This is a genomic window from Roseomonas sp. USHLN139, assembly GCF_037145735.1.
GTDB lineage: Bacteria > Pseudomonadota > Alphaproteobacteria > Acetobacterales > Acetobacteraceae > Pseudoroseomonas.
In genome coordinates, this window is the sequence record NZ_JBBCWY010000020.1 from 1 (window position 1) to 25,982 (window position 25,982).

At 68.3% G+C, this 25,982-nt stretch carries 28 protein-coding genes; 16 read left to right on the forward strand and 12 right to left on the reverse strand.

Translation table 11 applies throughout. From position 1 onward, the window contains the following. Positions 1-192: 192 nt before the first annotated feature. Entirely contained in the window at positions 193-762 is a 570-nt protein-coding gene (locus WFI16_RS26055) for a cupredoxin domain-containing protein (protein WP_099095904.1), read from the reverse strand. 1,716 nt (positions 763-2,478) lie between these two features. On the opposite strand from WFI16_RS26055, the gene WFI16_RS26060 reads away from it, so the two are divergent. From WFI16_RS26060 to WFI16_RS26080, 5 genes are all read left to right on the forward strand, one after another. Beyond that, positions 2,479-2,832 (forward strand): ArsR/SmtB family transcription factor, encoded by a 354-nt coding sequence (locus WFI16_RS26060; RefSeq protein ID WP_099095906.1) that lies wholly within the window; start codon positions 2,479-2,481, stop codon positions 2,830-2,832. Next, the gene (gene arsC / locus WFI16_RS26065) at positions 2,829-3,254 is read left to right on the forward strand and encodes an arsenate reductase (glutaredoxin) (protein ID WP_109517869.1); all 426 of its coding nucleotides are present in this window, start codon (positions 2,829-2,831) and stop codon (positions 3,252-3,254) included. Before WFI16_RS26060 ends, arsC begins: the two co-directional genes overlap by 4 nt. 108 nt (positions 3,255-3,362) lie before the next feature. Further along, positions 3,363-4,676: an arsenic transporter gene (locus WFI16_RS26070; protein WP_099095908.1), complete on the forward strand. Its 1,314-nt coding sequence runs from the start codon at positions 3,363-3,365 to the stop codon at positions 4,674-4,676. A gap of 52 nt (positions 4,677-4,728) precedes the next feature. Further along, positions 4,729-5,466 carry an arsenical resistance protein ArsH gene (gene arsH, locus WFI16_RS26075; RefSeq protein ID WP_150357552.1) on the forward strand — a complete coding sequence of 246 codons (738 nt, stop codon included), beginning with the start codon at positions 4,729-4,731 and terminating at the stop codon, positions 5,464-5,466. A 188-nt stretch (positions 5,467-5,654) separates the two neighbouring features. After that, complete coding sequence (locus tag WFI16_RS26080; protein ID WP_007002456.1) at positions 5,655-6,752, forward strand: YncE family protein; 1,098 nt, start codon at positions 5,655-5,657, stop codon at positions 6,750-6,752. Between the two features lie 74 nt (positions 6,753-6,826). Here the strand turns inward: WFI16_RS26080 and WFI16_RS26085 are convergent, their stop codons facing one another. Then, on the reverse strand, positions 6,827-7,243 hold the full coding sequence (locus WFI16_RS26085) for a MerR family transcriptional regulator (RefSeq protein WP_007002455.1): 417 nt from the start codon (positions 7,241-7,243) through the stop codon (positions 6,827-6,829). A gap of 90 nt (positions 7,244-7,333) precedes the next feature. Between WFI16_RS26085 and WFI16_RS26090 the strand changes: the two genes are divergently transcribed. The 7 genes from WFI16_RS26090 (at position 7,334) to WFI16_RS26120 (ending at position 14,307) form a co-directional block, all read left to right on the forward strand. Then, positions 7,334-7,579, forward strand: coding sequence for a heavy-metal-associated domain-containing protein (locus WFI16_RS26090; RefSeq protein ID WP_007002454.1), 246 nt, complete (start codon positions 7,334-7,336; stop codon positions 7,577-7,579). A gap of 23 nt (positions 7,580-7,602) precedes the next feature. Continuing rightward, entirely contained in the window at positions 7,603-9,795 is a 2,193-nt protein-coding gene (locus WFI16_RS26095; protein ID WP_442970744.1) for a heavy metal translocating P-type ATPase, read from the forward strand. Then, entirely contained in the window at positions 9,788-10,306 is a 519-nt protein-coding gene (lspA, locus tag WFI16_RS26100; RefSeq protein WP_007002452.1) for a signal peptidase II, read from the forward strand. Before WFI16_RS26095 ends, lspA begins: the two co-directional genes overlap by 8 nt. A gap of 13 nt (positions 10,307-10,319) precedes the next feature. After that, on the forward strand, positions 10,320-11,057 hold the full coding sequence (locus WFI16_RS26105) for a cytochrome c biogenesis CcdA family protein (protein WP_007002451.1): 738 nt from the start codon (positions 10,320-10,322) through the stop codon (positions 11,055-11,057). A 143-nt stretch (positions 11,058-11,200) separates the two neighbouring features. Beyond that, positions 11,201-12,151: an MBL fold metallo-hydrolase gene (locus WFI16_RS26110; protein ID WP_306302903.1), complete on the forward strand. Its 951-nt coding sequence runs from the start codon at positions 11,201-11,203 to the stop codon at positions 12,149-12,151. A 232-nt stretch (positions 12,152-12,383) separates the two neighbouring features. Next, positions 12,384-13,022, forward strand: coding sequence for a cation diffusion facilitator family transporter (locus tag WFI16_RS26115; RefSeq protein WP_007002449.1), 639 nt, complete (start codon positions 12,384-12,386; stop codon positions 13,020-13,022). A 307-nt stretch (positions 13,023-13,329) separates the two neighbouring features. Next, positions 13,330-14,307, forward strand: a complete 978-nt coding sequence (locus WFI16_RS26120) for an arsenic resistance protein (RefSeq protein WP_007002448.1) — start codon at positions 13,330-13,332, stop codon at positions 14,305-14,307. Between the two features lie 37 nt (positions 14,308-14,344). On the opposite strand, the gene WFI16_RS26125 is transcribed toward WFI16_RS26120, so the two are convergent. Together WFI16_RS26125 and WFI16_RS26130 are read right to left on the reverse strand one after the other, a co-directional pair. Further along, positions 14,345-14,578: a GDCCVxC domain-containing (seleno)protein gene (locus WFI16_RS26125; protein ID WP_081798710.1), complete on the reverse strand. Its 234-nt coding sequence runs from the start codon at positions 14,576-14,578 to the stop codon at positions 14,345-14,347. A gap of 7 nt (positions 14,579-14,585) precedes the next feature. Continuing rightward, complete coding sequence (locus WFI16_RS26130) at positions 14,586-14,966, reverse strand: mercuric transporter MerT family protein (RefSeq protein WP_245538228.1); 381 nt, start codon at positions 14,964-14,966, stop codon at positions 14,586-14,588. Positions 14,967-15,051: 85 nt separating this feature from the next. Here WFI16_RS26130 and WFI16_RS26135 point away from each other — a divergent pair, with 85 nt between their 5' ends. Further along, positions 15,052-15,456 carry a MerR family transcriptional regulator gene (locus WFI16_RS26135; protein ID WP_007002445.1) on the forward strand — a complete coding sequence of 135 codons (405 nt, stop codon included), beginning with the start codon at positions 15,052-15,054 and terminating at the stop codon, positions 15,454-15,456. A 193-nt stretch (positions 15,457-15,649) separates the two neighbouring features. Here the strand turns inward: WFI16_RS26135 and WFI16_RS26140 are convergent, their stop codons facing one another. From WFI16_RS26140 to WFI16_RS26155, 4 genes are read right to left on the reverse strand one after another with little or no spacing between them, the layout of a single operon-like run. Then, complete coding sequence (locus WFI16_RS26140; protein ID WP_007002444.1) at positions 15,650-16,222, reverse strand: GNAT family N-acetyltransferase; 573 nt, start codon at positions 16,220-16,222, stop codon at positions 15,650-15,652. 33 nt (positions 16,223-16,255) lie between these two features. Beyond that, a complete protein-coding gene (locus WFI16_RS26145) occupies positions 16,256-17,482 on the reverse strand; it encodes an MFS transporter (RefSeq protein ID WP_419900791.1) in 1,227 nt (408 codons plus the stop codon). Beyond that, positions 17,479-18,942 carry an FAD-dependent oxidoreductase gene (locus WFI16_RS26150; protein WP_419900792.1) on the reverse strand — a complete coding sequence of 488 codons (1,464 nt, stop codon included), beginning with the start codon at positions 18,940-18,942 and terminating at the stop codon, positions 17,479-17,481. The genes WFI16_RS26145 and WFI16_RS26150 overlap by 4 nt, the downstream gene beginning before the upstream one ends. A 55-nt stretch (positions 18,943-18,997) precedes the next feature. Further along, positions 18,998-19,336: a PadR family transcriptional regulator gene (locus WFI16_RS26155; protein ID WP_419900793.1), complete on the reverse strand. Its 339-nt coding sequence runs from the start codon at positions 19,334-19,336 to the stop codon at positions 18,998-19,000. 207 nt (positions 19,337-19,543) lie between these two features. On the opposite strand from WFI16_RS26155, the gene istA reads away from it, so the two are divergent. Both istA and istB read left to right on the forward strand, forming a co-directional pair. Next, positions 19,544-21,073, forward strand: a complete 1,530-nt coding sequence (istA, locus tag WFI16_RS26160; RefSeq protein ID WP_419900794.1) for an IS21 family transposase — start codon at positions 19,544-19,546, stop codon at positions 21,071-21,073. Next, on the forward strand, positions 21,063-21,845 hold the full coding sequence (istB, locus tag WFI16_RS26165; protein WP_419900795.1) for an IS21-like element helper ATPase IstB: 783 nt from the start codon (positions 21,063-21,065) through the stop codon (positions 21,843-21,845). Before istA ends, istB begins: the two co-directional genes overlap by 11 nt. Positions 21,846-21,902: 57 nt before the next feature. Here istB and WFI16_RS26170 read toward each other — a convergent pair whose 3' ends face one another. Further along, positions 21,903-22,436 carry a hypothetical protein gene (locus WFI16_RS26170; protein WP_419900796.1) on the reverse strand — a complete coding sequence of 178 codons (534 nt, stop codon included), beginning with the start codon at positions 22,434-22,436 and terminating at the stop codon, positions 21,903-21,905. 555 nt (positions 22,437-22,991) lie between these two features. On the opposite strand from WFI16_RS26170, the gene WFI16_RS26175 reads away from it, so the two are divergent. Then, positions 22,992-23,222 carry a hypothetical protein gene (locus WFI16_RS26175; protein ID WP_419900797.1) on the forward strand — a complete coding sequence of 77 codons (231 nt, stop codon included), beginning with the start codon at positions 22,992-22,994 and terminating at the stop codon, positions 23,220-23,222. 207 nt (positions 23,223-23,429) lie between these two features. Here WFI16_RS26175 and WFI16_RS26180 read toward each other — a convergent pair whose 3' ends face one another. The 3 genes from WFI16_RS26180 to WFI16_RS26190 all read right to left on the reverse strand — a co-directional run bounded on the left by WFI16_RS26180 (position 23,430) and on the right by WFI16_RS26190 (position 25,935). Continuing rightward, the gene (locus WFI16_RS26180; RefSeq protein ID WP_419900798.1) at positions 23,430-24,179 is read right to left on the reverse strand and encodes a cytochrome c oxidase assembly protein; all 750 of its coding nucleotides are present in this window, start codon (positions 24,177-24,179) and stop codon (positions 23,430-23,432) included. A 148-nt stretch (positions 24,180-24,327) separates the two neighbouring features. Next, entirely contained in the window at positions 24,328-25,638 is a 1,311-nt protein-coding gene (locus WFI16_RS26185; protein ID WP_419900799.1) for an MFS transporter, read from the reverse strand. Positions 25,639-25,650: 12 nt separating this feature from the next. Continuing rightward, positions 25,651-25,935 (reverse strand): metal-sensing transcriptional repressor, encoded by a 285-nt coding sequence (locus WFI16_RS26190; protein WP_419900800.1) that lies wholly within the window; start codon positions 25,933-25,935, stop codon positions 25,651-25,653. Positions 25,936-25,982 lie beyond the last annotated feature (47 nt).

Sequence of the window (25,982 nt, forward strand, 5' to 3'; positions counted from 1 at the left end):
CGTCACGTGCGACAGGGTCAGGTTGAACTCGCGCGGCATCGCCCGGCCGACGGCGGGCTGCGCCGAGGCGCCGGACGCGGCCGGGAACGCCAGGGCGGCGACCCCGAGGCCCAGGGCCCGCCGCCTGCTCAGCTTGTCATTGGTCATCGTTCGGTCCCCTTGGCCACGTCCACTGCGGGCTGGTCTTGCCGGTCAGCGCGAGAAGGTGACGTTGCCCACCATTCCGGACTCGTAGTGGCCCGGGATGTTGCAGGCGAACTCCAGGCTGGTGGCCCTGGTGAACTTGAAGACCATCTCCCCCGTCTTGCCGGGGTCGACCAGAACGGCGTTCGGGTCATCGTGGCGCATCGCGCCGTGATCCATGCCGCCGTGTCCCATGGCGCCATGGTTCATGCCCGGCATCCTGGAGTGGTCCATGCCAGCCATGGCATCCTTGCTGGTCGCCGACATCATGCCGCTGTCGAACATGGCCCGCATCTCGCGCTGGTGCTGCTGGTGCATGACGGCGGTGCCGATGTTGAACTCGTGCAGGAGCTCGCCAGCGTTGCGCACCCGGAAGCGGACGGTCTCCCCGGCCCGGACCTGGATGCGCTGCGGCTGGTAGCTGTTGTCCCGCATGACGATGTCGATCGTCCGCCTGACGTCCTGGGCACGGCCACGGGTGCCGAATGCCTGGTAGGCCGAGTCCGCAGAGGCAGGCTGAATCTGGGCCGCAGCGATGGCGGCCAGGATGGCGGCCGCGATGGAGGTGGCAAGGCGCATCGGTGAGCTTCCCCGGTCTGTGCAAGCAGGGGCAGGTCGGTGGCCTGCCGCGTGAACTCGATGCGGCCAAGATGGCCTCCGAGTGCGAGCCCGAGATTGCCCAAGTGTGACAAGATATTTCAGGTGAGGGAGCGCAGCGCGGTTCGTGACATGGGCCTGCCCACAGCGGCACGGTGTCCAGCCTGCCACTCAAACCTTCACCGTGAGGGGGACAGATCGCGCTACAGGTGACCGGGCTAAGGCGGGGTTGATCCAGGAAGCGACCTGCCCACCCAATCCCTGAACCTCGACAATCTGGGTGCAGCCAGCCTGGCGGTAGGCTCTGTTCAGGCACCCCCCCTGAAAGTGGAGGAGGCTCAGATATCAACTTGTAGTGACGATTCCGTCGTGTATTTTCCGCGGCCAAGTTCGTCTTCCGACCAAGGTGCAAGGCCGCTGGCTTTGCTGATAACGGCTGAGTCCCTGCTGTCAGGCGCCGTTTGCCCGAGGGTTTAGGGAAACGTCGTCGACGGAGCGCACCTTGTCGCAGCCTATGCCTTATTGGCAGAGCCAGCCGAGATACGATGGAGGGGTCTACGACCTGACCCATCTCCAGCCATGGAACACCACCATCTTGGCGCCCGGCTCACCCGGCCCTGAAGGTTCGGCGGGCAGTGAGAAGGTTCGGATGCCCATTTGCTTCAAGTTCAGCTATCACTGCTGCACGGACAAGGATTCGACAAGGCTTGGCTTGGGAGACCTTGTGGTTGAAAGCGAGCGGCCGGAAGAGAGGCGGCGCCTGTGTCCAGTTCGCTGGTTTGCCAGCCGGAACCTGAAGGAAACGTTGAGAAGCGCCATGAGCGGGCGCTTGGCGCCCATCAACAACTATCAGTGGGTACTCCACACAAAGCTGCCTGGCATTTCGCACACTTGGATCGTTTTCCTGAAGTTCATGCCTGGCCCGCCCAACGGCTGCGCTATCGCTAGCGTGGAAACGTCTTACCTCACCGGCGACCCGATAAAGGGCGGGAGAGAGGAGAACTTCGCGTACATTGCTCATAGGACGCGTCAGACGGGACAGCTCTACGGCGTCAGATAGCCCGAAAAAGCTTTGGGGCCAGACCCGTCGGCCTGACCCCTCCGCAACACTTCCGTGTAAATAGATACCCAATTTGATCCGCGATAGTGCCGCAGATACCTGCTTCCACAGGCTGGGGCACCCGTTAGGATTGAACCAAGTGGCTCAAACCAGCGTTCCAAGTGCAGTCTGAAGGTATGTTCAGTTAGCCTCAGCGTCAAGAGGTGAGGCCCCCAAGCGCAAGTAATCCCCCTTAAACCCGTATGAACGCGGGTACCTGTGGTCCTTGCTTGAACTGCGTCTGCCTCCCCAGGAGAACCACGCGAGCACCATGGCTCCGTTGGGCCTGGGGCGTGGCGCTCGGTGGCTCCGGCGTGGCGACATGCTTGAGTGGCGGCACTTCCCGCTCATCGTCCTGGAGCGCCGTCCCTCCGCCCCGAAGGCGTTCGTGCCGGTCAGGGTGAGCCATGTCGGTTTCTGGGAAGTGGCTTGCACTGAAGGTCCGGCTGCTGTGGGCGCACAGCCGTCATGGCCGGGTCTGGCCGGGCACGGACAGGCCGCTTCCGGGGTAGGCTCGCCTGGGAAGCAGACACCTGCTTCATGCGGCGAAGCACTCCGCATGAGCTTGACTGCGCCAACATATCGGCGATACTCGATATATGGAATCGGAAGACGCCCTCGCGTGCCTTGGCGCCCTGTCACAGTCGACCCGGCTGGAGACCTTCCGGTTGCTGGTGCGCCATGAGCCCGAGGGCCTGCCTGCGGGCGAGGTCGCCCGACAGCTCGAGGTTCCCCAAAACACGATGTCCACGCACCTGGCGGTGCTGACGCGCGCTGGCCTGCTTCGTTCCGAGCGCCACAGCCGGTCCATCGTCTACCGGGCCGATGCCGAGCGCCTGCGGGAGATGATGCTGTTCCTCGTCAAGGACTGCTGCGGCGGACGCGCCGACCTGTGCCAGCCCCTGGTCGCCGACCTGCTTCCCTGCTGCCCGCCCGAGAAGGCCACCCCATGAGCGACGTCACCATCTACCACAACCCGGCTTGCGGGACGTCCCGCAATACGCTGGCCCTCATCCGCAACAGCGGCGAGGAGCCGAAGGTTATCGAGTACCTGAAGACGCCGCCGACGCGGGAGGTGCTGGCCGACCTCATCCGGCGCATGGGCGTCCCGGTGCGCGACGTCCTGCGCCAGAAGGGCACACCCTACGAAGAGCTTGGCCTTGGCGATCCGTCCTTTACGGACGACCAGTTGCTCGACGCCATGGTGGCGCACCCCATCCTCATCAACCGTCCCATCGTGGTGACACCGCTCGGCGCGAAGCTGTGCAGGCCGTCCGAGGCGGTGCTCGACATCCTGCCGAACCCGCAGCAGGGCGCCTTCACCAAGGAGGACGGCGAGAAGGTCGTCGGTGAACCGGGCCACCGCCTGATCTGAGTCGGGCGCCCGCGCCCTCCCATTCCGGGGACCGACGAGCCAAGCCGCTGACCATCGCTGACAGCGGATGGTCCGGCGCGCCCTGACGCCCGAGAGAACACGCCCTTCATGCTGGCCCTGGCCATCTTCGTCCTCACTCTCGTCCTGGTCATCTGGCAGCCACGCGGTATCGGCATCGGCTGGAGCGCCATGGGCGGCGCCGTGCTGGCGCTCCTGACGGGCGTCATCGGCTGGGCCGATGTCCCTGTGGTCTGGGACATCGTCTGGGACGCCACCTTCACCTTCGTGGCGCTGATCATCATCTCGCTTCTGCTGGACGAGGCCGGGTTCTTCCAGTGGGCCGCGCTGCACGTGGCGCGCTGGGGCGGCGGAAACGGGCGGCGGCTGTTTCCGCTTGTCGTGGTGCTGGGCGCGCTCATCGCTGCCTTCTTCGCCAATGACGGCGCCGCCCTGCTGCTGACGCCCATCGTCATGGCCATCCTGCTGCGGCTGAACTTCTCCGCAGGCGCCACGCTCGCCTTTATCGTCGCCTGCGGCTTCGTGGCCGACACCACCAGCCTGCCGCTGGTGATCTCCAACCTCGTCAACATCGTCTCGGCCAACTATTTCGGCATCGGCTTCGACCGCTATGCGGCGGTGATGGTGCCGGTGAACCTGGTGGCGCTGGTGGCAACACTCGGCGTGCTCTGGGCCTACTATGGCCGCCAGGTGCCCGCGAGCTATGCGTTGGACCGACTGGAGCGGCCCGGCGCCGCCATCCGCGACCACCTCGTCTTCCGGGCGGCCTTTCCGCTGCTTGCGGTGCTGCTGCTGGCCTATTTCGTCCTGGCACCGCTCGGCGTGCCGGTGGCGGCCGTGACCGGCGCCGCAGCGCTCCTCCTGCTGGTGCTGGCCGGGCGCTGGCACCGGGGAGGGCAGGGCGCCCTTGTCTCCATCCGCAAGGTACTAGGCGAGGCTCCCTGGCAGATCGTCGTGTTTTCGCTCGGCATGTACCTGGTGGTCTATGGCCTGCGGAACGCCGGGCTGACGGACCATCTGGCTGGCGCACTGGAATGGCTGGCCGGGCATGGCCTCTGGGCCGCCACCATCGGCACGGGCGTCGGCGCCGCGCTGATCTCCTCCGTGATGAACAACATGCCGAGCGTGCTGGTGGGCGCCCTGGCTATCGAGCAGGCGCGGGGCATCCCGCTCGCCATCCGCGAGGCGATGGTCTACGCCAACGTCATCGGCTGCGACCTGGGGCCCAAATTCACCCCCATCGGCAGCCTGGCGACGTTGCTCTGGCTGCATGTGCTGTCGCGCAAGGGCACTACCATCACCTGGGGGCAATACATGAAGGTCGGCCTCGTCATCACGCCTCCGGTGCTTCTGGCCGTGCTGGCCGCCCTGGCGCTTTGGCTGCCCGTGGTGGGTACGCCGTGAGCAACACGACCAAGCGCGCCATCCGTCCGTTCCTGACGACGGGGAGACCCTAATGCCATCCGACCTCGACCTCACGCTGCCCAACGTTGCCGACGACCATCTGCAGATGCCGAATCTCACCCGGCTCGGCATTCCCGGCGCCAGCACGCACCCACCGCGCATCCTGCTGCTCTACGGCTCGCTGCGGGAGCGGTCCTACAGCCGGTTCCTGACGCTGGAGGCCGTGCGCATCCTCCGCCGCCTCGGCGCCGAGACGCGGGTCTTCGACCCCCGCGACCTGCCGGTGGTCGACAGCGTACCCGCCGACCACCCCAAGGTGGCGGAACTCCGAGAGTTGTCCCTGTGGTCCGAGGGCCAGGTTTGGTGCAGCCCGGAGCGGCACGGCGCCGTCACCGGCATCCTGAAGAACCAGATCGACTGGCTGCCGCTGGAGAGCCGCGGCGTCCGTCCGACCCAGGGGCGCATGCTGGCGGTGATGCAGGTCTCCGGCGGCAGCCAGAGCTTCAACAGCGTCAACACCCTGCGCCTGCTCGGGCGCTGGATGCGGATGATCACCATCCCCAACCAATCCTCCGTGCCCAAAGCGCATGAGCAGTTCGACGAGGCGGGACGCATGCTGCCGGGGCCGCTCTATGACCGCGTCGTCGACGTCATGGAGGAACTGGTGAAGTTCACCCTGCTGACTCGTGACACTTCGAGCCACCTGACCGACCGCTACAGCGAGCGCAAGGAGCGGGCGGAGAAGCAGGCCAAGGCGGACTTGGCTAAGCTCTCGGGCGCCGTCGGATAGGCGCTGGAGCTCTCGTGCGGACAGTAGGCAAGAGAGGACAACCTCTGCTCGTGAACGGATAAAGACGTTTCCACTGACACCAAGCCCACGAGAAGGCCGGGCTCAGGTAGCTGACAGGATTGTTGGTGCGGCGCGTTATTGTTAACGAGAGTTAATCTCAGCTACCCGTCCACCGGGAAAGGCCCGCCATGACAAACACGAACTCCGTCACCTATCCCGCCATGCCCACGCTTCGCCGCCGCCACGCGCTCGCGCTGCTCGGCGCGGCTGGCTTTGCCCTGCGGACTGCACCGGCGCGTGCCGCCGCGGTGGAGAAGAGCGTGAAGCTGGCGCCCGGCCTCTGCGAACTGGTTGTCAGCACCACCACAGGCCTTGTGCATGTGGCGAGCACCGGCCCGCGCGGCGCCGACGACGCCAAGATCCTTGGCCTGGATCCGCGTACCCTGGAGGTCCGCTCCACCATCGAGCTCGGCGCGAACACAGCTTTCGGCCTCGGCGTGAACGACAGCACCGGCATGCTGTTCGGCACCGGCACGCGCAAAGGCAGGGTGCTCGCCATTGACCTCCGCACCGGCAAGGTCAAGACGGAGATCGGCGAGGGCGAGAACAACCATCCGCGGCAGGTCGTCGTGGACGAGGCGCGCAACCGCGCCTTCGTCTCCAACTTCGGCTTCCGGGAGAAGCCGAGCGCCGTGTGGGTGGTGGACACGGCTGCCAACACCCTCGCCAGCGTCATCACGGAAGGGCTGGAAGGGGGTATCTCGGGCCTTACCCATGACCCTGCGGGAGACCGGGTCTTCGTGGCCGCCTTGCAGACGAACGAGGTGGTGGAAGTGAGCCTTGCCCGCCGCGCCGGGGTGCGCCGCTTCGCCTCCGGCGGGGACGGGCCAATCAACTTGGCCTTCCACGCCGCCAGCGGGCGCCTGTTCTGCACCAACCAGAAGAGCGGCCAACTGGCCGTGCTGGATGCCGCGTCCGGCCAGCCGGTCAAGGTGCTGGAGACAGGTGCGGGCGCGCTGGCCGTCACCTTCTCGACCGACGGTGCGCTGGCCTATGTCACCAACCGTGGGGCTGGCACGGTCAGCCTGGTGGACACGCGCGCGCTGACCGTGCTGGCGAGCCTGCAGACCGGCACGCACCCGAACACCGTGGCCGTGGATCGGCGCACGGGGCTCGCCTATGTCAGCAACAAAGCCCGCTCGGCGCCGCGTCCTGCCCAGGGCCAGCCTCCGGCCCCGGCGCCCGAGGACCCGAACGGTGACACGGTGAGCCTGATCCGCGCCTAAGATCATGGCCGTTCCGGCGGGCAACCGCTGAAACGGCCCGGAGTGGACACGGCTGGGAAGAGCCGTGTGAACGGTCAGGCGCCAGTGCTGGGACCGAGGGCTTCGATGATGCGGCACTCCGCCACCTTGCCGTGGCGGCACTGTCCGATGAGGGAATCCAGTTCGCGGCGCAGTGCCTGGAGGTCGGCAATCTTCCGGTCCACATCCTCCAGGTGCTCGCTGGCGATGACGTCCACCGCGTCGCAGGAGCGCTCGCGGTCCTCGGCCAAGTCGAGCAGTGTGCGGATCTGATCCAGCGAGAAGCCGAGGTCCCGCGCACGCCGGATGAAGCTCAGGCGGCCAAGGTGGGCCTCGCCGTAGGTCCGGTAGTTCCCGGCGCTGCGGGCCGGGGCCGGGAGCAGCCCCACACGCTCATACCAGCGAATGGTTTCCACCTTCGTCCCGGTCGCCCTGGCGAGAGCGCCGATGTTCAGCAAGTTCTCCAAAGACATCACCTTGACCCTGTAGCGACTACAGGGTCTATATAAGACGTCATCAGTTCCCCGCAACCAGCGGGGACCCACCTGCGAAGGAGGCAAGCGATGGCGAATGGTGACACGGCAGCAGGAACATCGGTCGACCTGCGTTACCGGGTGGAGGGCATGGATTGCTCCGGCTGCGCCCTGAAGATCGAGGGTGCGGTCGAGCAGATCGGCGGCGCCGAGGACATCCAGGTCAACTACAAGACGCAGACCCTGGAGTTCCGCCTGAATGAGGCGACCACGCCACGCTCGGCCGTCGAGGAGAAGATCCGCGGTCTGGGCTACGGTGTCGCGGCCCTGGCGTAACCAACAGGAACAGGATGACAGCCATGGCTGACGGCGGAACGGCTCAACTAGCCCCCAAGTCCAGGGCGGCCCTGCGATACCACGTGGAGGGCATGGACTGCCCGTCCTGCGCCTCGAAGATCGAAACTGCCGTTGGCCGCTTCGGCGGGGCCGAGGACATCCGGGTCAACTACCACAGCCAGGTCCTGGCCTTCCGGCTGGACGAGGCGGCGACCCCGCGTTCGTCCGTCGAGGAGGGGATCCGCAAGCTCGGCTACGGCGTCGCCCCGGTCGAGGCGCCGCGGGTGGTCGCGGGCGAGCCTGGCGCGGTCGCCGCCGACGTACCGCTCGTTCGCCCACGCCAGCCCTGGTGGAAGGGGAAGAAGGCGCGGCTTGCCGCGGCGATCGGCGCCCTCATGGTGGCCGGGTTCGCCGCTTCGCTCGCCGTCCCGTCGCTGGACCACTGGGCCTACGTACCCGCCGCCCTGATCGGGCTCGTCTTTTTCGGCAGGAAGGCCATCGCCGCGGCGCGCGCCGGTTCGCCCTTCAGCATCGAGATGCTGATGTCGATCGCCACTGTCGGCGCCATCGCCATCGGAGCAACCTCCGAGGCGGCCGTGGTGGTGTTCCTGTTCACTGTCGGCGAACTCCTGGAGGGCATCGCGGCCGGGCGCGCCCGCGCGGGGATCGAGGCGCTCGGCGCCCTGGTGCCGAGGACCGCGCTGCGCATCGAAGACGGCACGGCACGGGAGGTGCCCGCCGCCAGCCTCAAGGTCGGCGACCTCGTCCTGGTCCGCCCGGGTGACCGCGTCTCCGCCGACGGCGATGTGGCCGAGGGCGAATCCGAGGTCGACGAGAGCCCGGTGACCGGTGAGTCTATCCCCGTTCCCAAGGCGGAGGGCGCCCCTGTCTTCGCGGGCAGCATCAATGCCTCCGGTGCGCTCCAGGTCCGGGTGACGAAGCCTGCCTCCGACAACACAATCGCCCGCATCATCCGCCTGGTGGAGGAGGCGCAGGACGCCAAGGCGCCGACCGCCCGCTTCATCGAGCGGTTCTCGGCCATCTACACGCCGATCGCAGTTGCCGTGGCGGCCCTGGTTGTCGTCGCGCCGCCGCTTATCGTCGGCGCGGACTGGGACACCTGGATCTACCGCGGCCTGGCGCTGCTGCTGGTCGCCTGCCCCTGCGCCCTCGTCCTCTCGACGCCCGCGGCCATCGCCTCCGGCCTCGCCGTCGGCACCCGGCGGGGCCTGCTGGTGAAAGGCGGCGGCGCCCTGGAGACCATCGGCCGGATCCGCGCCGTCGCCTTCGACAAGACCGGCACCCTGACCGAGGGACGCCCGCGCGTGACCGACCTCCTCGCCCTGTCTGGCTCGGAACGCACGATGCTTGGCCTCGCCGCCGCGGTGGAGAACGGCTCCAGCCATCCGCTCGGCCGCGCCATCCTGGAGCGGGCGGACGCGGACGGCATCCCGCTCCGCCCGGCCAAGGAGTCCCGCGCCATCCCCGGCAAGGCCGTCGAAGCCGTCGTGACCGGCAAGCGCGTGACGGTCGGCTCACCCACCTACGCTGCCGCTCAGGCGCCGCTCACGGCTGACGCAACGCGGACGGTCGCCGAGTGGGAGAATCAAGGAAAGACCGTGGTCGTCGTCTCTGTGGACGGCGCGCCCACTGGCCTGGTCGCGGTGCGCGACGAGCCCCGGCCGGACGCGGCCGCGGGCATCCGGGCGCTCGACGCCCTCGGCGTCGAGGCCGTCATGCTGACCGGCGACAACGTCCGCACGGGTCAGGCCATCGCCGGAGCGCTCGGCCTCAAGGTGAAGGCGGGGCTGCTGCCGGAGGACAAGCTGCGCGAGATCGGCGCCCTCAAGGCAAAGGCGCCCGTGGCCATGGTCGGCGACGGCATCAACGACGCGCCCGCGCTCGCCGCCGCCTCGGTCGGCATCGCCATGGGTGGCGGGACCGACGTGGCCTTGGAGACCGCCGACGCGGCGCTGCTGAACAGCCGTGTCGTGGACGTGGCCGCCCTGGTCGGGCTGTCGCGCGCGACTCTGGCCAACATCCACCAGAACGTGGCCATCGCCCTCGGCCTCAAGGCGGTCTTCCTGGTGACGACGGTGGTCGGCATCACCGGCCTCTGGCCCGCCGTGCTGGCCGACACCGGCGCCACGGTGCTGGTGACCCTCAACGCCATGCGCCTGCTCGGGTACCGCTTCAAGGGCATGGCGCATGGCTGAGGGCCTGCTTAGGGCGCGGCTCGCCTGGACCTGGGGCGCGGGGACGGCCGCGCTGGCCTTCGCGCTGGACCAGGCGACGAAGTGGTGGGTGCTGGCCCATCTCATGGATCCGCCCCGCGTCATCCCCGTCACCCCGTTCTTCAACCTGGTGCTGGCATGGAACCGGGGCGTCAGCTTCGGCCTGCTGTCGGCGGACCACCCCGCGACGCCCTGGCTCCTGTCCTCCCTCGCGCTCGCCGTCATCGCAGGCCTCGTCGTCTGGACGACGCGCGACCGGCGCCCCGGGATGGCGGCTTCGATCGGGTTCATCGTCGGTGGCGCCCTGGGAAACGTCGTCGACCGGCTGCGGCACGGCGCCGTGACGGACTTCCTGGACTTCCACGTGGCTGGCTACCACTGGCCCGCCTTCAACCTCGCCGACAGCGCGATCTTCGTCGGCGTTGCGCTCCTGCTCCTCGTCAGCGGGCGGCGCGAACCGGCGGGCGCGCCGACCTCCGTGGCGCGACCCTGAGGGCGGGACCGGCGTGAACCCGCTCCTCCAGATGTCCGGCCTCCTGACCGCTTTCCTGGCGGGGATGGTTTCCTTCCTCTCGCCCTGCGTGCTGCCGCTGGTGCCCGGCTACGTCTCTTATGTCGCCGGGCGCTCGGTCGCCGCCGAGCGCACCGCGCCGGATCGCCTCGCCACGGTCGGCCTCGGCCTCTGCTTCGTCCTGGGCTTCGCGACCGTCTTCGTGGCGATGGGCGCGGGCGCCTCGGCGCTGAGCCAAGCCCTGCTGCGCTACCGCTACGAGGCTGGGATCGTGGGCGGGGTGGTCGTTATCCTGTTCGGCCTGATGACTGCGGGTGTTCTGCGATTGATGCCGTTACAACGCGACCTCCGCTTCATGCCGACTCTCAGCGGCGGCACGCCGCTCTCCGCCTACGTGCTCGGGCTGGCCTTTGCCTTCGGCTGGACGCCCTGCATCGGTCCGGTGCTGGGCGCCATCCTGGCGCTGACCGCCACCAGCGAAATCAGCCACCTCGGCATCATGCTCCTGGCCGCCTATGCGGCCGGGCTGGGCGTGCCCTTCCTGCTGGTGGCCGCCTTCGCCGACGCCTTTCTACGCGGCCCGTTCCGCAGCCTGCGACGCGTCGGGCGCGTTCTTCAGATCGTGGCGGGTGGCATCATGGTGGCGATGGGGGTGGCAATGATTACCGGCCACCTGACTGACTTCGCCATCCTGATGCTCCAACTCTTCCCCTGGCTCGGGAGCATCGGATGAGCGGCGCCGCGGATTCTAAGAAGCGCGCCTAATACGCCGTCAGCCACACCGCGAAGCATGCAACTCCGCCCGGCTGGGTTTAGCGCTCCTCGGCCCTCGCCGGGTGCGCCCTTGCCGAAAGACATCGTGCTCGGTGTCCCAAGGTGGCCACCATCGCGGCTTCCGCGACACCGCGCAAAAACAGGGAGAACAGAATGCCGTCTCAGCCGATCGTACGGGGCTTTTACGATGATCAGACCGGAAGCGTCTCCTACGTCGTGGCGGATCCGCAAACAAAGAAATGCGCGGTTATCGATCCCTTGTTAAGCTTCGACCGCAATTCATGCAGCCTTGCGACCCAGCCAGCCGACGAGATTGCCACCCATATCCGGGAGCGCGGACTGATCCCGGAATGGGTGCTCGACACCCACCCGCATGCTGACCACCTTTCTGCCGTCGCCTACCTGGGCGAGCGCCTTGGCGTGCCAACAGGCATTGGCGAACAGACCCTCGCAGTTCAGGCGATCTGGTCGGACATCTATAACATCCCCGATCTCGAGGTCGGTGGCCGCGACTATTGGGACCACATGTTTGCAGATGGTCACTGCTTCAATCTTGGCGCCTCGGAAGTGAGGGTGATTTTTTCCCCAGGCCACACCGCGGCCTCGGTCACCTACGTCGTTGGCGACGCCGCGTTCGTGCATGACACCCTCTTCATGCCGGATGCGGGCACGGCACGAGCCGACTTCCCTGGTGGTAACGCGCGGGCCTTGTACCGCAGCATCCAGAGCATCCTCGCGTTGCCACCGACGACACGCCTCTTCACCGGCCACGATTACCGTCCGGGCGGGCGCGAACCGCGTTGGGAGTCCACCGTAGCGGAGCAGCGGGCAACCAACATTCACCTACGGGACAGCGGCGGAGAGGACGGGTTCGTTCGGCTGCGGGAGGAACGTGATCGAACGCTTCCTCTGCCAGCGATGATGCTCTTTGCATTGCAAGTGAACCTCCGCGGCGGACGTCTGCCGAAGCCGGAAGCGAATGGCACCTCATACCTGAAGCTGCCGATTGACCGCTTTCGAACGAGCGCTGCCAGGGCGATGGACGCAGAATGATCGGCCGGTTTTGGACGGCCTCTCCGAAGCGGCCAGCGATCCCAGCATTGAGCTCACGGTCATCTTGGGCCGTGCATCTGGGTGGCGGTGCTGAGGTCTTTCCAATGTACGAAAGGCGCCCGTCACCTCGTAGCACGCGACATCTTGATGGCCATGGGCGCCGCGCCGGTCCGCTATTTCAGATCCGGCACCCCCTGAACGTATCGGTACGGTCTTGGCTCGGGAGCATCGGATGAGCGACGACGACGACCTGCCCAAGGACCTCGCCCACATCACGCCCGCCTACCGCCGGGCGCTCTGGATCGTGGTCGGCCTCAATGTCGGTTATGGCCTGGTGGAGATGGTCGGCGGCTTCATCTCCGGCAGCCAGGCGCTCAAGGCGGACGCCCTCGACTTCCTCGGCGATGGCCTAATCAGCTTCCTTGGCCTGCTGGCGATCGGCTGGAGCCTCGCCTGGCGTGCCCGCTCCGCCCTCATTCAGGGCCTGTTTCTTGCCGTGCTTGGCGTGGGCGTGCTCGCCACCACCGGCTATCGGGTGCTGGTGCTGAACCAGCCCGAGGCCGAGCTCATGGGCCTCTTCGGCGCCGTCGCGCTGGTGGTGAACGTGGCCTCCGCAGCGGTCCTCATGCCGCACCGCGAGGGCGACGCCAACGTCCGGGCCGTCTGGCTGTTCAGTCGCAACGATGCCATCGGCAACCTGGCCGTGGTGGTCGCGGCGGGCCTGGTCTGGTGGACCGAAACTGCGTGGCCAGACCTCGCCGTGGCGTTCGTCATCGCCGGGCTGTTCCTGCAATCCGCCTGGGCAATCATCCGTGATGCTCGTAGCGACCTTGATAAGGCAGGCCAGGGAGAACAGCAGTCCGACCGATAGCCGCCATCAACTTATCAGCTTGCCTGCTTGGTGGTGCATGCAACAGGCATGATGATAACGGCGCTGCCCATCGTTGCTGCCCTTGGCAGGAGCAGCAGGTGGGCAGGCGCCACAGCGAGGGCGCGGCTTCCTGGGGTATGGCACGGCGGCTTGCGCCGGGGCCCGGCCAGCCGGTGCACCTTCCTGGAAGACCTTTCCGTTCCGGTCCTTGCAAAGCGGGCTGCCTGCTGCGGCTGGCGAGCCTAACCACGTCACCACACCCGCGGCGTGACATCGGTTGCCCGCTCACCACGGAGGAGCCGACAACTTGGCCATCACCCGCACCGGCCTGGAAGAGAACCAAGTCGCCATCTACTTCGCCGCCGTCGTGGCGGGCGCGATCGCGGCCGTCGCCGCGCCCGGCGCGGCGTGGGGGGCGGTCATCAACCCCGCCCTCGCGGCCCTGCTGTACGTGACCTTCCTCCAGGTGCCGCTGGCGGACCTGCGAAGGAGCCTGGCCAACGGGCGCTTCCTGCTGACGCTGCTGGCGGTGAACTTCGTTGCCGCGCCCCTGGTGGCGTTCGCCCTGGCTTCCATGCTGCCCGGCGAGCAATGGGTGCTGCGCCTGGGTGTCCTGATGGTGCTGCTGGCGCCCTGCATCGACTACGTGGTCGTGTTCACCCACCTCGGCCGCGGGGACGCCCGCCTCATCCTGGCGGCGACGCCGGTGCTGCTGGTGGCGCAGATGCTGCTGCTCCCCGTCTACCTCGGCCTGTTCATCGGCGAGCGGGCCATGGCGATGATGCAGCCCGGTCCCTTCATCGAAGCCTTCGTCTGGCTGATCGCCGTGCCCCTGGCTCTCGCCGCGGCCACTCAGGCGTGGGCGGCGCGCTTCGGCGCCGGGAAGGCGGTCGCGGACGCCATGGGATGGCTGCCCGTTCCCCTGATGGCCGTGGTGCTGTTGGTGGTCATCGCGGCCGTTGCCCCGAACGTGGCGGCCCAGGCAGGCTCCGTCGCCATGCTGGTGCCGGTCTACGTCGCTTTCGCCGCGCTGATGCCGGTCGTAGGTAGCGTCATCTCCAGGTATGCGGGCCTGGAGGCGGGCGCGGCGAGGGCGGTCACCTTCAGCGGCGGCACCCGGAACTCCCTGGTCGTCCTGCCGCTGGCCTTCGCTATCCCGGAAGCCGGTGCGCTGCTGCCTGCCGCGGTGGTGACGCAGACGCTCGTCGAACTCGTCGCCATGCTGGTCTACATCCGCTGGGTGCCGAGGCTGGTGCCCGCCAACCCCGGCCTTGCTGCGGAGTGACGGTCATCCCGCCGTTGCCGACCACGCGGGGAAAGGGTCAGCCAGCCGCTGGCGGCGGATCTTCCGCGTGGCAACAACCCTTCCCGTCCACCTGGACAGGCGGGCACGGCACCGTGCCGTAGGAGCAGAACACACAGCAGTCGCCCTGCTTGGGCCGGAGCAGCGTTCCGCAGCCGGTGCAGTCATAGAAGTACTGGCAGGCATCGGTCGGCATTGTCTCGGTTCTCGCCGTGCCGCAGTGCGGGCAGGTGATTGTCGACTCCAGGATCATCGGGTCCTCACACGTACGCATAACCGAGCACCAACAGGATGATCCCGACCGCCAAACCTGCCGGAACGACAAGCCGGAGGGCTGGGTTGGGGGAGCAGGCGGAGCCCGGCTCGCAGGCAACCGCTGCCCGCTGGCGCCAGAGCAGGACCGCTCCGCCAGCCAGGCACGCGGCTGCGGCGGCGAGCAGGATCGTGCGGTACGGCCCCAGAAGGACCGCCAGCCCGAAGAGCCAAGCGCTTCCCAGCCCGAGGGAGCCAAGAAGCATCGGCAGCGCACAGCAGGAGGCCGCACCGAAGGCTGCGGCGATGCCCGTCGTCGTCAGCACCATCGCACCGGCTTCCTGGACCGCCCCATGTGCCGGGGTAGCATTCACTTGGGTGTCGGACACGGTCGGCCTCCTTGTCTCAGCTATGCAGCCTACCTACCGTCTGTAGCGACTACAGACTCAAGTCCTTTCTGAGGAGGCGCATGGGATGGGGCAGAGCGGCGTTGCCATCGGTGAACTCTCGCGGCGGACGGGCTGCAACATCGAGACGATCCGCTATTACGAGCGGATTGGCTTGCTTCCAATACCGGCCCGCCGGGGGCGCTACCGCCTCTTCGGTGAGGAGGACATCAGGCGGCTGAGGTTCGTGCGGCGCGCGCGGGAGCTTGGCTTCACCCTGAACGAGGTGGGCGCGCTCCTCGAACTTGGTGCAGGCGCCTGCACCGAGGTCCATGGCATCGCCGCAGCACACCTCGCGGATGTCCGCTCCCGAATTGCCGACCTCCAGGCGATGGAGCGTGTACTGGATGGTGCCGTGCAGCAATGTCAATCCGGGGAGCAGGCCACATGCCCACTGATTGAGACCTTGTCGGGAACAGCGGCCACTACCTAGGCGCAGCGCAAGGAGGGCCATGGGCTAGCAGTCGATTGCTGTGAGTGGTCGTGGCGGCCATTGCGTCGGGCATAGCGGCCAAATCGGCAGCGTCGCCAAGCTGATCTGCATTTGCTGATGCGGAGGCTGGTTCCCACCATGCCGAGTACCGCCTTCGCCAGTTTGCTGGCGAAGGATGTCAGGGGGAAGGCCCTTACTCCACCTCGGGTGCCGTCTCGTCACCGTCCCCCAAAGCCAACTGCATCAGCACAGTATCCAGCCATCGCCCGTGCTTGCGGCCAACCGAGCGCAAGGTGCCGATCGGCTGAAATCCGAACGCCTTGTGCAGGCGGATGGACGCCTCGTTCGCGCTGTCGCCGATGACGGCCACCATCTGCCGGTAGCCGAGTGCGGCGCACTCCTGGATGAGGGCCTCGAGCAGGCGGCGGCCGATGCCGCGCCCTCGGGCCTCCTCGCTGATGTAGACCGAGTTCTCGAGTGTATTCCGGTAGGCAGGCCTGGGCCGATAAGCGCCCGCGTAGGCGTAGCCGAGCACGCGACAATCGGTGTCCTCGGCCACCAGGTAGGGCAGCCCGCGTTCGGTGATGGCGATGCGTCGCTGCCGCATATCTTCGGCCGTCGGTGCCTCTGTCTCGAAGGTGGCGGTGCCATGGAGCACGTGGTGCCGATAGATGGTGGCAACAGCGTCCATGTCGGCCTCTCTGGCAGGCCGGATGGTCACCTCGGCGGGCTGATTGGTGAGGGCGGTTGTGATCAGTTCAGGCACGGGAACCTCGTTTTCTTGGATGGAGGATGACTGTCAGGAACGCCGGAGCGCATTGGGCACGAGTGCCAGCACCATCAGGATGTTCAGCATCGCTGCCCCGCACAGGATAGCCAGCGTCGCCTGCGTGCCGAAGCTGTCCAGCAGCCAGGCGCCGAGAAAGGGCGAGGCTGCCTGCGCGATGAGGGTCGGCATGGCGATGCGGCCCATCAGCACGGCGTAGCCCTCCTTGCCGAACAGGGCCAAGGGCACCGTGTCGCGGGCGATGGAGCGGATGCCGCTGCCCATGCCGTACATGACGATGCCCACCGCCATGACACCCGGGGCGCCCACCAGCATGCCCAGGCCGACCGCCACCAGCACCGCGGACGCGACCAGGCTCCAGATGGGATGCGCCTTCTTGCCGAACAGCATCTCCAGCACGCGGGCGCCGACCTGCGCCGGGCCGATCAGCGTGCCCAAGGCGACGGCCGCCGCCAGCGCCAGCCCTTGCGACTGCAGCAGTGTCAGCAGGTGGACGGAGATGACGGTCATGATGACCGCCGCCAGGGTGAACCCCGCTGCCAGCACGACGAAGGCGTAGCGCTGGCCCGCCTGCACATGGCCTGGCGCCACGGCAGCCTTGGCGGCCGTGGGTGCCGCAGCGGGCTTGGCGGCTTCGCGCGGCACGCCGAACAGGTAGAGCGGCAGCACCACGGCGATGTGGATGGCGGCGTAGGTCAGGCAGGCGCCGCGCCAGCCCAGGTGGCCGACCAGGAAGGCGCTGAGCGGCCAGCAGACCGTGCTGGCGAAGCCACCGAACAGGGTGACGTGGGTGATCGCCGAGCGCGCCTGCTCGCCGTAGAGCCGCCCCAGCGTCGAGAAGGCCGGGTCGTAGAGCCCGGCCCCCATGGCCAACCCGAGCACCACCCAGGCGACTACGAACACCGGCAGGCTGGGCGCCAGCCCGAGCAGCAGCAGGCCCGCAGAGAGCAGGACGGCGCTGGCGGCGAGCACGGGGCGGCCGCCGTGCCGGTCAATCAGGTGGCCGATGCGCGGCGACGCCAGGCCGGACACCAGCATGCCGATGGACAGGGCGCCCATGATCCAGGTGAGCGGCCATCCCGTGTCCGCGGCAATCGGTCCGGCCAGGACGGCCAGCAGGTAGTAGGAGGAACCCCAGGCAAGGATTTGGCCGACGCCGATGGCCGAGACGACCGTCAGCCGGTTGCGGTCCGCCGCAGCACCGGCAAGGGCGCGTCCCGGTGTCGTGGCCTGGCTCATTTGGCGGGCTCGGCCGGTGCGGTCGCCCGCTTGGTCTCGGTCCCGCAGCAAGGCGTTTCCTCGATGGTTTGCGGCCGTGGGGAACAGCAGGAGTCCTGTGGCGCCGCGGGAGCGCAGCAAGAGGACACCGCGTCGGCGTCGGCGGTGCCGGGCAGCACGCGGCTTGAGCTGCAGACGCCAGTCTCCGGCAGGTCGAGCTCGACCCGGCGGGCGGCCTCGAGGTCGCCCGCGAGGAAGGCGGCGATGGAGCGGACCTGCTCGTGGCCGGTGGCCAGTAGGAAGGTCGGCGCCCGGCCGTAGCTGGCCATCCCGGCAAGGAAAAGCCCGCTGTCCGGCTGCTGGAGCTCGAAGGCGCCGTGCGGCCGGACGGTGCCGCAGGAGTGCAGGTTGGGATCGATCAGCGGCGCCAGCACGCGCGGGCACTCCAGCGCCGGGTCCAGGTCCAGGCGGACCTCGGCAAGGATTCCGAGGTCGGGCCGTAGCCCGGTGGCGACCACCATCTCGTCCGCCGCCACCGTCCTGCCTTCGAGGCCCTTGACCTCCAGGGAACCACTGGCGCCCCGGCGAACCTCATCCACCGCGAAGGGCGCGAGCAACTCGACGGCACCGGACGCGACGAGGCGCCGCAGCCGTTGGCCCAGGGCACCGCGCTCCGGCAGCTGGTCGGCCACGCCGCCGCCATAGGCCCGCACTTGGTCCGCTGTGCGGGCAGCCCATAGGACAGTCGTGCCCGGCGCCTGCGCGGCCAGGCTGGCGAGGTCGATGAGGGTGCCGATGGCCGAGTGGCCCGAGCCGACGACGAGGACGCGCTTGCCCGCGTAGCGCGTGCGGTCGGCGCCGAGGACGTGGGGCATGCCATGGCGGATGCGGTCGGCGGCTTCGCTCTCGCCGATGGCGGGCAGGCCGGAGGCACCGGCCGGGCTCGGATTGCCCCAGGTGCCGGTGGCCACGATGACGGCGCGGGCGAGGAGGCGACGCTCGCGTCCGTCGGCCTGGAACCTGACCTCGAAGGGCTGCTCCCCGCGCCCGGCGTCGCGGACCTTGCCCGTGCGTTGGCGGGCGACGCCGGTCACCCGGGCACTCAGGCGCAGGCGGCCCGCGATCTCCGGCAGCGCGGCGAGCGGCGCCAGGTAGTCGTCGGCGAGCTCGCGTCCGGTCGGGAAGCCGTCGGCGTCAGGCGCCGTCCAGCCGTGCCGCTCCAGCAGGGCTTGGGCCGCCCGGTCGATCTTGTAGCGCCAGGGGGAGAACATGGGGACGTGGCCCCAGGCGAGCGGCGCCGTGCCGACCGAGGGACCGGCTTCCAGGATTACCGGCTCGAGGCCGCGCTCCAGCAGGTGCGCCGCAGCGGCGAGGCCAATCGGGCCGCCGCCGATGACGGCGACGGGGAGCGATCCGAGGGCGGCGGGCCCTTCAGAGGCCCTGTTCTGAGGGCCGGGTTTGGCAGGGCAGCAGGAGGTCATCTGTCAGTCCCCTTCATTATGCCTCGGTGGGCGATGCATGTGGGCAAGCCAACGGTCAGCATCGGCAGGCGCCCTTGGCCCGGTCGCGGGCGGCGGCCGCGCGGTCGGTCTCGGTCAGGGTCGCCGTGGCGTCCATCCAGGCTTCCAGGCCGACCTTGAAGGCGTCGCGGCCCTTGTCGGTCAGCGTGTAGACCCTGCGCTCGCGGCCGGAGACGACCTCGGAGGCGGATGTCACGTAGCCGCCCTGCTCGAACTCGCGGAGCGTCGGGTAGAGGGCGCCCTCGGAGGGCGAGCAGCAGCCGTTGGTGGTCCGCTCGACGGCACGGGCGATGTCGTAGCCGTGGGCCGGGCCATCGTGCAGCACCTGGAGGACGAAGAAGCGGCTGAGCGCCATCTTGATGGTTCCGGCCCAGTAGGCGCGGTCCGTGAAGTCCGGGGAAGGACGGGTAGCGGTACGGAGAGCTGGTTCCTGCGACATGGCGGCAGGCTGTTGATTGCCACTGAGAGCTGACCCGGTTTGGGGTGAAATTGCCACTGAGAGTTGACCCATGTTCGGACGCTAGCCTCAGCCTTTTGGGCGGGGGCAGCGGGAGTGTTGGACATGGCGTTGTTGAGCGTGATCCGGCGCTGGCATTTCCGGGAGCACCTGTCGATCCGCGCGATCGCCCGCCGGACCGGCCTGTCGCGGAACACCATCCGCAAGTACCTGCGGTCCGAGGCGGTGGAGCCTGTGTTCAGGACCCCCGATCGGCCCAGCAAGCTGGATCCTTTTGCCGAGCGGCTGGCCGCCTGGCTGCGGACGGATGGCCGGAGGCCACGTAAACAGAAACGCACCGCGCGGCAGTTCCACACCGAGCTGGCCGGGCTCGGCTACGACGGCTCGTACCGGCGGGTCGCCGCCTTCGTGCGGGCCTGGCGCGACGACTGGCTTCGCCAGCAGCAGACTTCCGGCCGCGGTGTCTTCGTGCCGCTGGCCTTTGGCCCAGGCGAGGCGTTTCAGTTCGACTGGAGCGAGGAGCATGCCGTCATCGGCGGCGAGCGCACCAAGCTGCAGGTCGCCCACCTCAAGCTCTGCCACAGCCGGGCCTTCCTGGTACGAGCCTACCTGCTGCAGACGCACGAGATGCTGTTCGACGCCCACAACCACGGCTTCCGCGTGCTGGGCGGCGTGCCGCAGCGCGGCATCTACGACAACATGCGCACCGCCGTGGACCGGATCGGCCAGAGCCGGGAACGGCAGATCAACGCCCGCTTCCTGGCGATGGCCAGCCACTATCTGTTCGAGCCCGAGTTCTGCAATCCAGCTTCGGGCTGGGAGAAAGGTCAGGTCGAGAAAAACGTTCAGGACACCCGGCACCGGCTGTGGCAGCCGATGCCGCAGGTCGCCAGCCTGGCGGCGCTGAATGCCTGGCTGGAGCAGCGATGCCTTACCCTCTGGCAGGAGATGCCGCACGGGGTGGAGCCCGGCAGCGTCGCTGCAGCTTGGCGGCAGGAGGTGGACTGCCTGATGCCGGTCCGGCGGGTGTTCGACGGCTTCGTCGATGAGACCAAGCGGGTTTCGCCCACCTGCCTCGTGCACTTTGATCGCAACCGCTACAGCGTGCCCGCCTCCTTCGCCAACCGGCCGGTCAGCCTGCGGATCTACCCCGACCGCATCCTGGTGGTGGCCGAGGGGGCCGTCGTCTGCGAGCACCAGCGGATCATCGAGCGGTCGCACCACGGGCAAGGCCGAACCGTCTACGACTGGCGCCACTACCTGGCGGTGGTCCAGCGCAAACCCGGTGCTTTGCGGAACGGCGCCCCCTTCGCCGAACTGCCGGAGGCGTTCCGGCAGCTCCAGCGTCAGCTGCACGGCAGGTCCGGCGGCGACCGGGAGATGGTCGAGATCCTCTCCCTGGTGCTGCAGCACGACGAGCAGGCCGTTCTGGTCGCCGTGGAGATGGCGCTGCAGGCCGGGGTCGCCAGCAAGACCCATATCCTGAACCTGCTGCACCGGCTGACCGATGGCACCGCGTCCCAGGCGCCGCCGATCGAGGCGCCCCAGGCCCTGGTGCTGGAACAGGAGCCCAAGGCCAATGTGGCCCGCTACGACAGCCTGCGCCCGAGGCAGGGAGGCCGCCATGCGTCATGACCCGGCGGCCGCCGCCATCGCCATCATGCTGCGCAGCCTCAAGATGCACGGCATGGCCCAGGCCGCGGCCGAACTGACCGAGCAGGGCGCGCCTGCCTTCCAGAGCGCGATCCCCATCCTGTCGCAGCTGCTCAAGGCCGAGATCGCCGAGCGCGAGGTCCGCTCCATCGCCTACCAGCTCAAGGCTGCCCGGTTCCCTACCTACAAGGACCTGACAGGCTTCGACTTCGCCAGCAGCCACCTCGACGAGGCCCTGGTGCGCCAGCTCCACGCCGGTGCCTTCATGGACAGCGCCGACAATATCGTGCTGGTCGGCGGACCGGGCACCGGCAAGACCCACGTGGCCACCGCGCTCGGCGTCCAGGCGGTCGAGCACCACCGCAAGCGGGTGCGGTTCTTCTCCACGGTGGAGCTGGTCAACATGCTGGAGCAGGAGAAAGCCGCCGGAAGGGCCGGACAGATCGCGGCCCGCCTGCTCCATGCCGACCTGCTGATCCTCGACGAGCTGGGCTACCTGCCGTTCAGCGCCTCAGGCGGTGCCCTGCTGTTTCATCTGCTCAGCAAGCTCTACGAGCAGACCAGCGTCATCATCACCACCAACCTCAGTTTCAGTGAGTGGGCGGCGATCTTCGGAGATGCCAAAATGACCACCGCACTCCTCGACCGGCTCACCCACCACTGCCACATCCTGGAGACCGGCAACGACAGCTTCCGCTTCAGGAACAGCTCCGCCACCCAGGCCCAGCCTGAAAGGAAACCACAGCCGACCTGACGAGATCTGAAAACCCCGCATCCACAACCCGGGTCAGATCTCCGTGGCAACCCCGGGTCAGCTCTCAGTGGCAATCAACAGTTTTCCTTCTGATGACCGCAGGTGCGTGGTCGCGACGCGGGCCATCGCCTTCACCGTCTCGGACCGGCTCGTGCACCCGAACAGCCTGCGGCCGATCTCGTCCAGCCCGAGCGCCGTCTCCTCGGAAACGCGGACCGTCAGGACAGGTCCGCGGGCAATTCGTGCACGGTCGCGGAGCTTGGCCAGCAGCCGGGCGCGCAACGCCTTCGCCCGGTCCGCTGGAAGCAGGCATTCGGGGGACGCCGGATCCAGCACGTGGCGCAGCAGCCAATGGTCCTCGTGGCGCTGGCGCGACCGAGCCAATCTCTGCTTGGCGGCTTCGCCCATCGGCCCCGGCTCGCTGACGCCCGCAACGGAGCCGCGCGAGTACGCGTGCAGGACGCTCCTGACAGCGTCCGAGTACAGCTTGGCACCATGCGCCCGCAGCCAGCCCTCGAGGTCGCGCCCGAACTCCGACCGCAGCAGCCGCAGCAATTCCTTGTCGCGTTCTCCTGTCGGTGGCGTGCCCATGCGGCGCCCAATCCTTGTTTCTCGCCCGACCTTGACGGTGCCTGGGAGCAACGCGAATACCGTGGAACTCCACGGCTAGCAAGGTCTTGGTCCCCCTCGCGGCGTGGAGCTCCACGGAAAACGTGCAGGCTCGGGTGTTCGGCGGGGCGTCCCGCCGTTGGCGTCCTATGGCCTCGTCGCAAGCGAGCCGTTCCGGGCGCGATCCGTAGTGAAGTTCCGCGCGATCCGTAGGGGAAGAGCCTTGCAAGCGACTGATTCAAAGGACGAAATCTGCTCCGAATCTTGAATAGAAACAGGAAGCGTTGAGTGCTGCGATTACAGTGCTGGGCGGTCCTTGCGGCTCCGGCCATCTCGTCGGCGACGGAGCGCTCCTGTCCGGGCCACCGATCGCGCCTAGCGTCTCCACTTCGGGAAGCTCGCGCCCGGATACTCCGCCACCGCCGCTGCTCATTCACGCCAGCGACCGGCGCATGCAGGCACTGCTGCCGCGTTCTTGCCGCCACGCCGGGAGCGGGCGAGCATGGCGCCGTCCAAGGTCGACGGGGATGCAGCGTGGTGAAGCGCAGCCGCGAGAACAGGCTCACTGTCGTGGAGGTCGGCCTGGTGAAGGCGATGCTGGCCGAAGGTGTGCTGAACGACCAAGCCATCCTTGCCTACTTCACCCGCCCGGGCCGCACGGTGAACTACGCCCGCGTCTCTGAGATCCGGGAAGGGCATGCACAACCGACGCCCAAGATCGGCCTACTCGGCGAAGTGGCGTGCGACCACGTCGAGCAGCGACCGTAGTGGCCCTCGGCTCCGCGAGCCTTTCCTCGTCTTCACAACGATGTCCTCTGCTTTGCCTCGCCCGCTCAGGAGCGGAGGTCAGCTTACGGCGAGCCTCGATCACGGCGGCTGTGCGCCCGTACCGCCCATGCGTTAGCCGCAGTCGGCTTCCACGAAGCGGACCTGGAAACAGGTCGATCCTGTCGAACGCGTCGGAGGCGAAGCCGATCAGGTTCGGGCGCCACCTGACCCGGGGTGGAGAGCCGCCCCAGCACCGCTGCGGTGGATCCAACTGCCCAGCATCCACAGGATGGGGATGAGGTAGAGCAGCCCGGCGGGCACCAGCATCACAACGCCTGCGAGTTGCTGGTCCTCCAGGGGGGAGAGGCCCCATGCTTGGGTCGTCGCGAGGTGCGGGACGTAGAGCGGCCGCGGCGCGAAGGTGATGAGCGCGCCCAGCATCGTCATCTGCGCCATGGTGCCCACCAGCGCGGCGACGCCGCCCAGCGAGGCGGCGTGGTTCCGGAGGGCGCCCGCCCAGAACCAGATGGCGGTCAGCAGCAGGCTGGACTGCATCAGCCAGTACAGGCCGTCATGCGCCAGGGCTGCGGCATAGATCGTGGGGGCGTGCCACGCCCAGACCGCCACGGCATGCACCGGAACGGCCGCCAGGAGGCCGCGGGGCCAGCGCAGCCCGCCCAGCACCAGCAGCGGCGCAGCGAGGCCAATCAGCAGGACGTGGTGAACCACCCGCGCCGTGAAGAGCGCCGAGCTCAGGGCACAAAGCGGCGACACGAACCCTAGCACCAGTATGCACCAGGCGCCGAAGGCAGCGGTCAGCTGCCTCGCTGAAGGCCGGAACACGGCCCAGAGCAGCAGCAAGCCCAGGCCGGACAGGAGGAAGGGGTCCGTGTTCCATCGGTGCCAGAGGTCGTCCGGCACGGCTGCAGGACCGCAGTAGGGAACCGGGACGGGCATCTCGCCTCCTCCGGGGTGGGTCACCCGGGCTTAAAGGCGAACCTGTTTGCCCGGTTGCCTGCCAACCTCGTTGGGCGCCCCCGGAACCCCAGGCAGCGGCCAGGACCGGCAGGGGCGACGCCGCGCACCGGCTCCCGCGAAAGCAAGCTCAGGGCCTGGGCCACGTGTGGTGGAGGTCGTCGATGACGTAGGCGTGCCGGTGCCGGTGGCCTGCCGCGTGCGCCACGTGGGGATGGTCGGCGGGCAGGTCCTCGTGCACGTGCTCGATGTCCGCCTCGTCCTGGCGGGGCCAGACCATGGCGGCGGTCAGGATCCCGAGGGCGACGATCAACGCCATGGCTTCGAACGTCACGTCCGTGCTGAACGCGGCGCCCAGCCACCCGGCCAGCGGGTAGGTCAGCAGCCAGCAGGCGTGCGACAGCGCGAACTGCGCCGCGAACACGGCGGGCCTGTCGCCGGGATGGGCGGACCGGCGCAGCAGGCGGCCCGAGGGCGTCAGCACCATGCCGTTGCCGAGGCCGAGCATGAACCAGACCGGCAGCAGCGCGCTCCATCCAGGCATCATCGGCGCGATGACCATGCCGAGGCAGAGCAGCGCCGCGCCGCCCAGCATCGCCGTGCGATCCGGCAGGTGCTCCAGCATCTTCGGCAACAGCAGCGCGCTCAGCATCGACCCGAGGCCGTAGGCAGCCAGGGTCCAGGCCACCTCGCGGTCACCGAGCCCGAAGTTCCCCTTCACCAGCACCACGGTGTTGACGATGACCATGGCGCCCGCAGCCGCCACGGCCAAGTTGAAGGCCAGAAGCCCCCGCAGGCGTGGCGTCGCCAGGTAGAGGCGGGTGCCCCGAGTCGTGCGCTCGTAGACGCCGCCCTGGTGCTCGGGTGGCTTCGGCGAAGGCAGCGCCAGCGTCACCACCAGCGCCGCGGACGCCAGGAAGCCCAGCGCCGTGCCGCCGAACAGCCAGTTGAAGCTGATGACGGTCAGCAGCGCCGCCGCCAGCATGGGGCTCAGCAGGCTCTCGAGGTCATAGGCCAGCCGCGAGAGCGACAGCGCCCGCGTGTATTCCCCCTCGTCCGGCAGCACGTCGGGGATGGTGGCCTGGAAGGTCGGCGTGAAGGCGGCCGAGCAGGCCTGGAGCACGAAGATCAGCAGGTAGACCTGCCAGACCTGGGTCACGAAGGGCAGCAGCAGGGCGATCACGGCCCGCACCACGTCCAGCGACACCAGCAGGGTGCGCCGGGGCAGCAGGTGGGTAAAGGCGGAGGCCACCGGCGCCACGCCAACGTAGGCCAGCATCTTGATGGCCAGGGCGGTGCCGAGCACCGCGCCCGCCTGGTTCCCGGCCAGTTGGAAGGCCAGCAGGCCGAGGGCCACCGTGGCCAGTCCGGTGCCGATCAGCGACAGCACCTGGGCCAGGAAGAGGCGGCGGTAGATGGGATGAGCGAGCGGGGCGAGCATGATCGGCGCCTCTCAGAGGTACTTGGCGATGGCCTTGAACTCGTCGATCGGTGCCCGCTGCTCCTTCGGCAGCGCGCCCACCGTGTGCTCCAGGCAGTGGTCCAGGTGGTCCTGGATCAGGGTCTTCTTGGCCTGGGTAATTGCCTTCTCGACGGCCTGCATCTGCTGGGCGATGTCGAGGCAGGGACGGCCCTCCTCAATCATGCCGATGATGCTGCGCAGGTGCCCCTCCGCACGCTTCAGCCGCTTGACGATCTCGGGATGCGTGGCGTGGACGTGGGGCTCTGCTTTTGGCATGCCAAATTCCTATCCCCCTGGAGAGGATGAGGTCAACGTGCTACGGG

Coding starts and splice junctions, on each gene's coding strand:
- WFI16_RS26150 (WP_419900792.1), bottom strand. CDS start 18,942: ATGACCTCCTGCTGCCCTGCCAAACCCGGCCCTCAGAACAGGGCCTCT.
- WFI16_RS26180 (WP_419900798.1), bottom strand. CDS start 24,179: ATGCCCGTCCCGGTTCCCTACTGCGGTCCTGCAGCCGTGCCGGACGAC.
- WFI16_RS26155 (WP_419900793.1), bottom strand. CDS start 19,336: ATGGCGCTCAGCCGCTTCTTCGTCCTCCAGGTGCTGCACGATGGCCCG.
- WFI16_RS26070 (WP_099095908.1), top strand. CDS start 3,363: ATGCTGGCCCTGGCCATCTTCGTCCTCACTCTCGTCCTGGTCATCTGG.
- WFI16_RS26080 (WP_007002456.1), top strand. CDS start 5,655: ATGACAAACACGAACTCCGTCACCTATCCCGCCATGCCCACGCTTCGC.
- WFI16_RS26085 (WP_007002455.1), bottom strand. CDS start 7,243: ATGTCTTTGGAGAACTTGCTGAACATCGGCGCTCTCGCCAGGGCGACC.
- WFI16_RS26135 (WP_007002445.1), top strand. CDS start 15,052: ATGGGGCAGAGCGGCGTTGCCATCGGTGAACTCTCGCGGCGGACGGGC.
- WFI16_RS26170 (WP_419900796.1), bottom strand. CDS start 22,436: ATGGGCACGCCACCGACAGGAGAACGCGACAAGGAATTGCTGCGGCTG.
- lspA (WP_007002452.1), top strand. CDS start 9,788: ATGGCTGAGGGCCTGCTTAGGGCGCGGCTCGCCTGGACCTGGGGCGCG.
- WFI16_RS26190 (WP_419900800.1), bottom strand. CDS start 25,935: ATGCCAAAAGCAGAGCCCCACGTCCACGCCACGCATCCCGAGATCGTC.
- arsC (WP_109517869.1), top strand. CDS start 2,829: ATGAGCGACGTCACCATCTACCACAACCCGGCTTGCGGGACGTCCCGC.
- WFI16_RS26095 (WP_442970744.1), top strand. CDS start 7,603: ATGGCTGACGGCGGAACGGCTCAACTAGCCCCCAAGTCCAGGGCGGCC.
- WFI16_RS26060 (WP_099095906.1), top strand. CDS start 2,479: ATGGAATCGGAAGACGCCCTCGCGTGCCTTGGCGCCCTGTCACAGTCG.
- WFI16_RS26125 (WP_081798710.1), bottom strand. CDS start 14,578: ATGATCCTGGAGTCGACAATCACCTGCCCGCACTGCGGCACGGCGAGA.
- WFI16_RS26090 (WP_007002454.1), top strand. CDS start 7,334: ATGGCGAATGGTGACACGGCAGCAGGAACATCGGTCGACCTGCGTTAC.
- WFI16_RS26055 (WP_099095904.1), bottom strand. CDS start 762: ATGCGCCTTGCCACCTCCATCGCGGCCGCCATCCTGGCCGCCATCGCT.
- WFI16_RS26185 (WP_419900799.1), bottom strand. CDS start 25,638: ATGCTCGCCCCGCTCGCTCATCCCATCTACCGCCGCCTCTTCCTGGCC.
- istB (WP_419900795.1), top strand. CDS start 21,063: ATGCGTCATGACCCGGCGGCCGCCGCCATCGCCATCATGCTGCGCAGC.
- arsH (WP_150357552.1), top strand. CDS start 4,729: ATGCCATCCGACCTCGACCTCACGCTGCCCAACGTTGCCGACGACCAT.
- WFI16_RS26145 (WP_419900791.1), bottom strand. CDS start 17,482: ATGAGCCAGGCCACGACACCGGGACGCGCCCTTGCCGGTGCTGCGGCG.
- istA (WP_419900794.1), top strand. CDS start 19,544: ATGGCGTTGTTGAGCGTGATCCGGCGCTGGCATTTCCGGGAGCACCTG.
- WFI16_RS26115 (WP_007002449.1), top strand. CDS start 12,384: ATGAGCGACGACGACGACCTGCCCAAGGACCTCGCCCACATCACGCCC.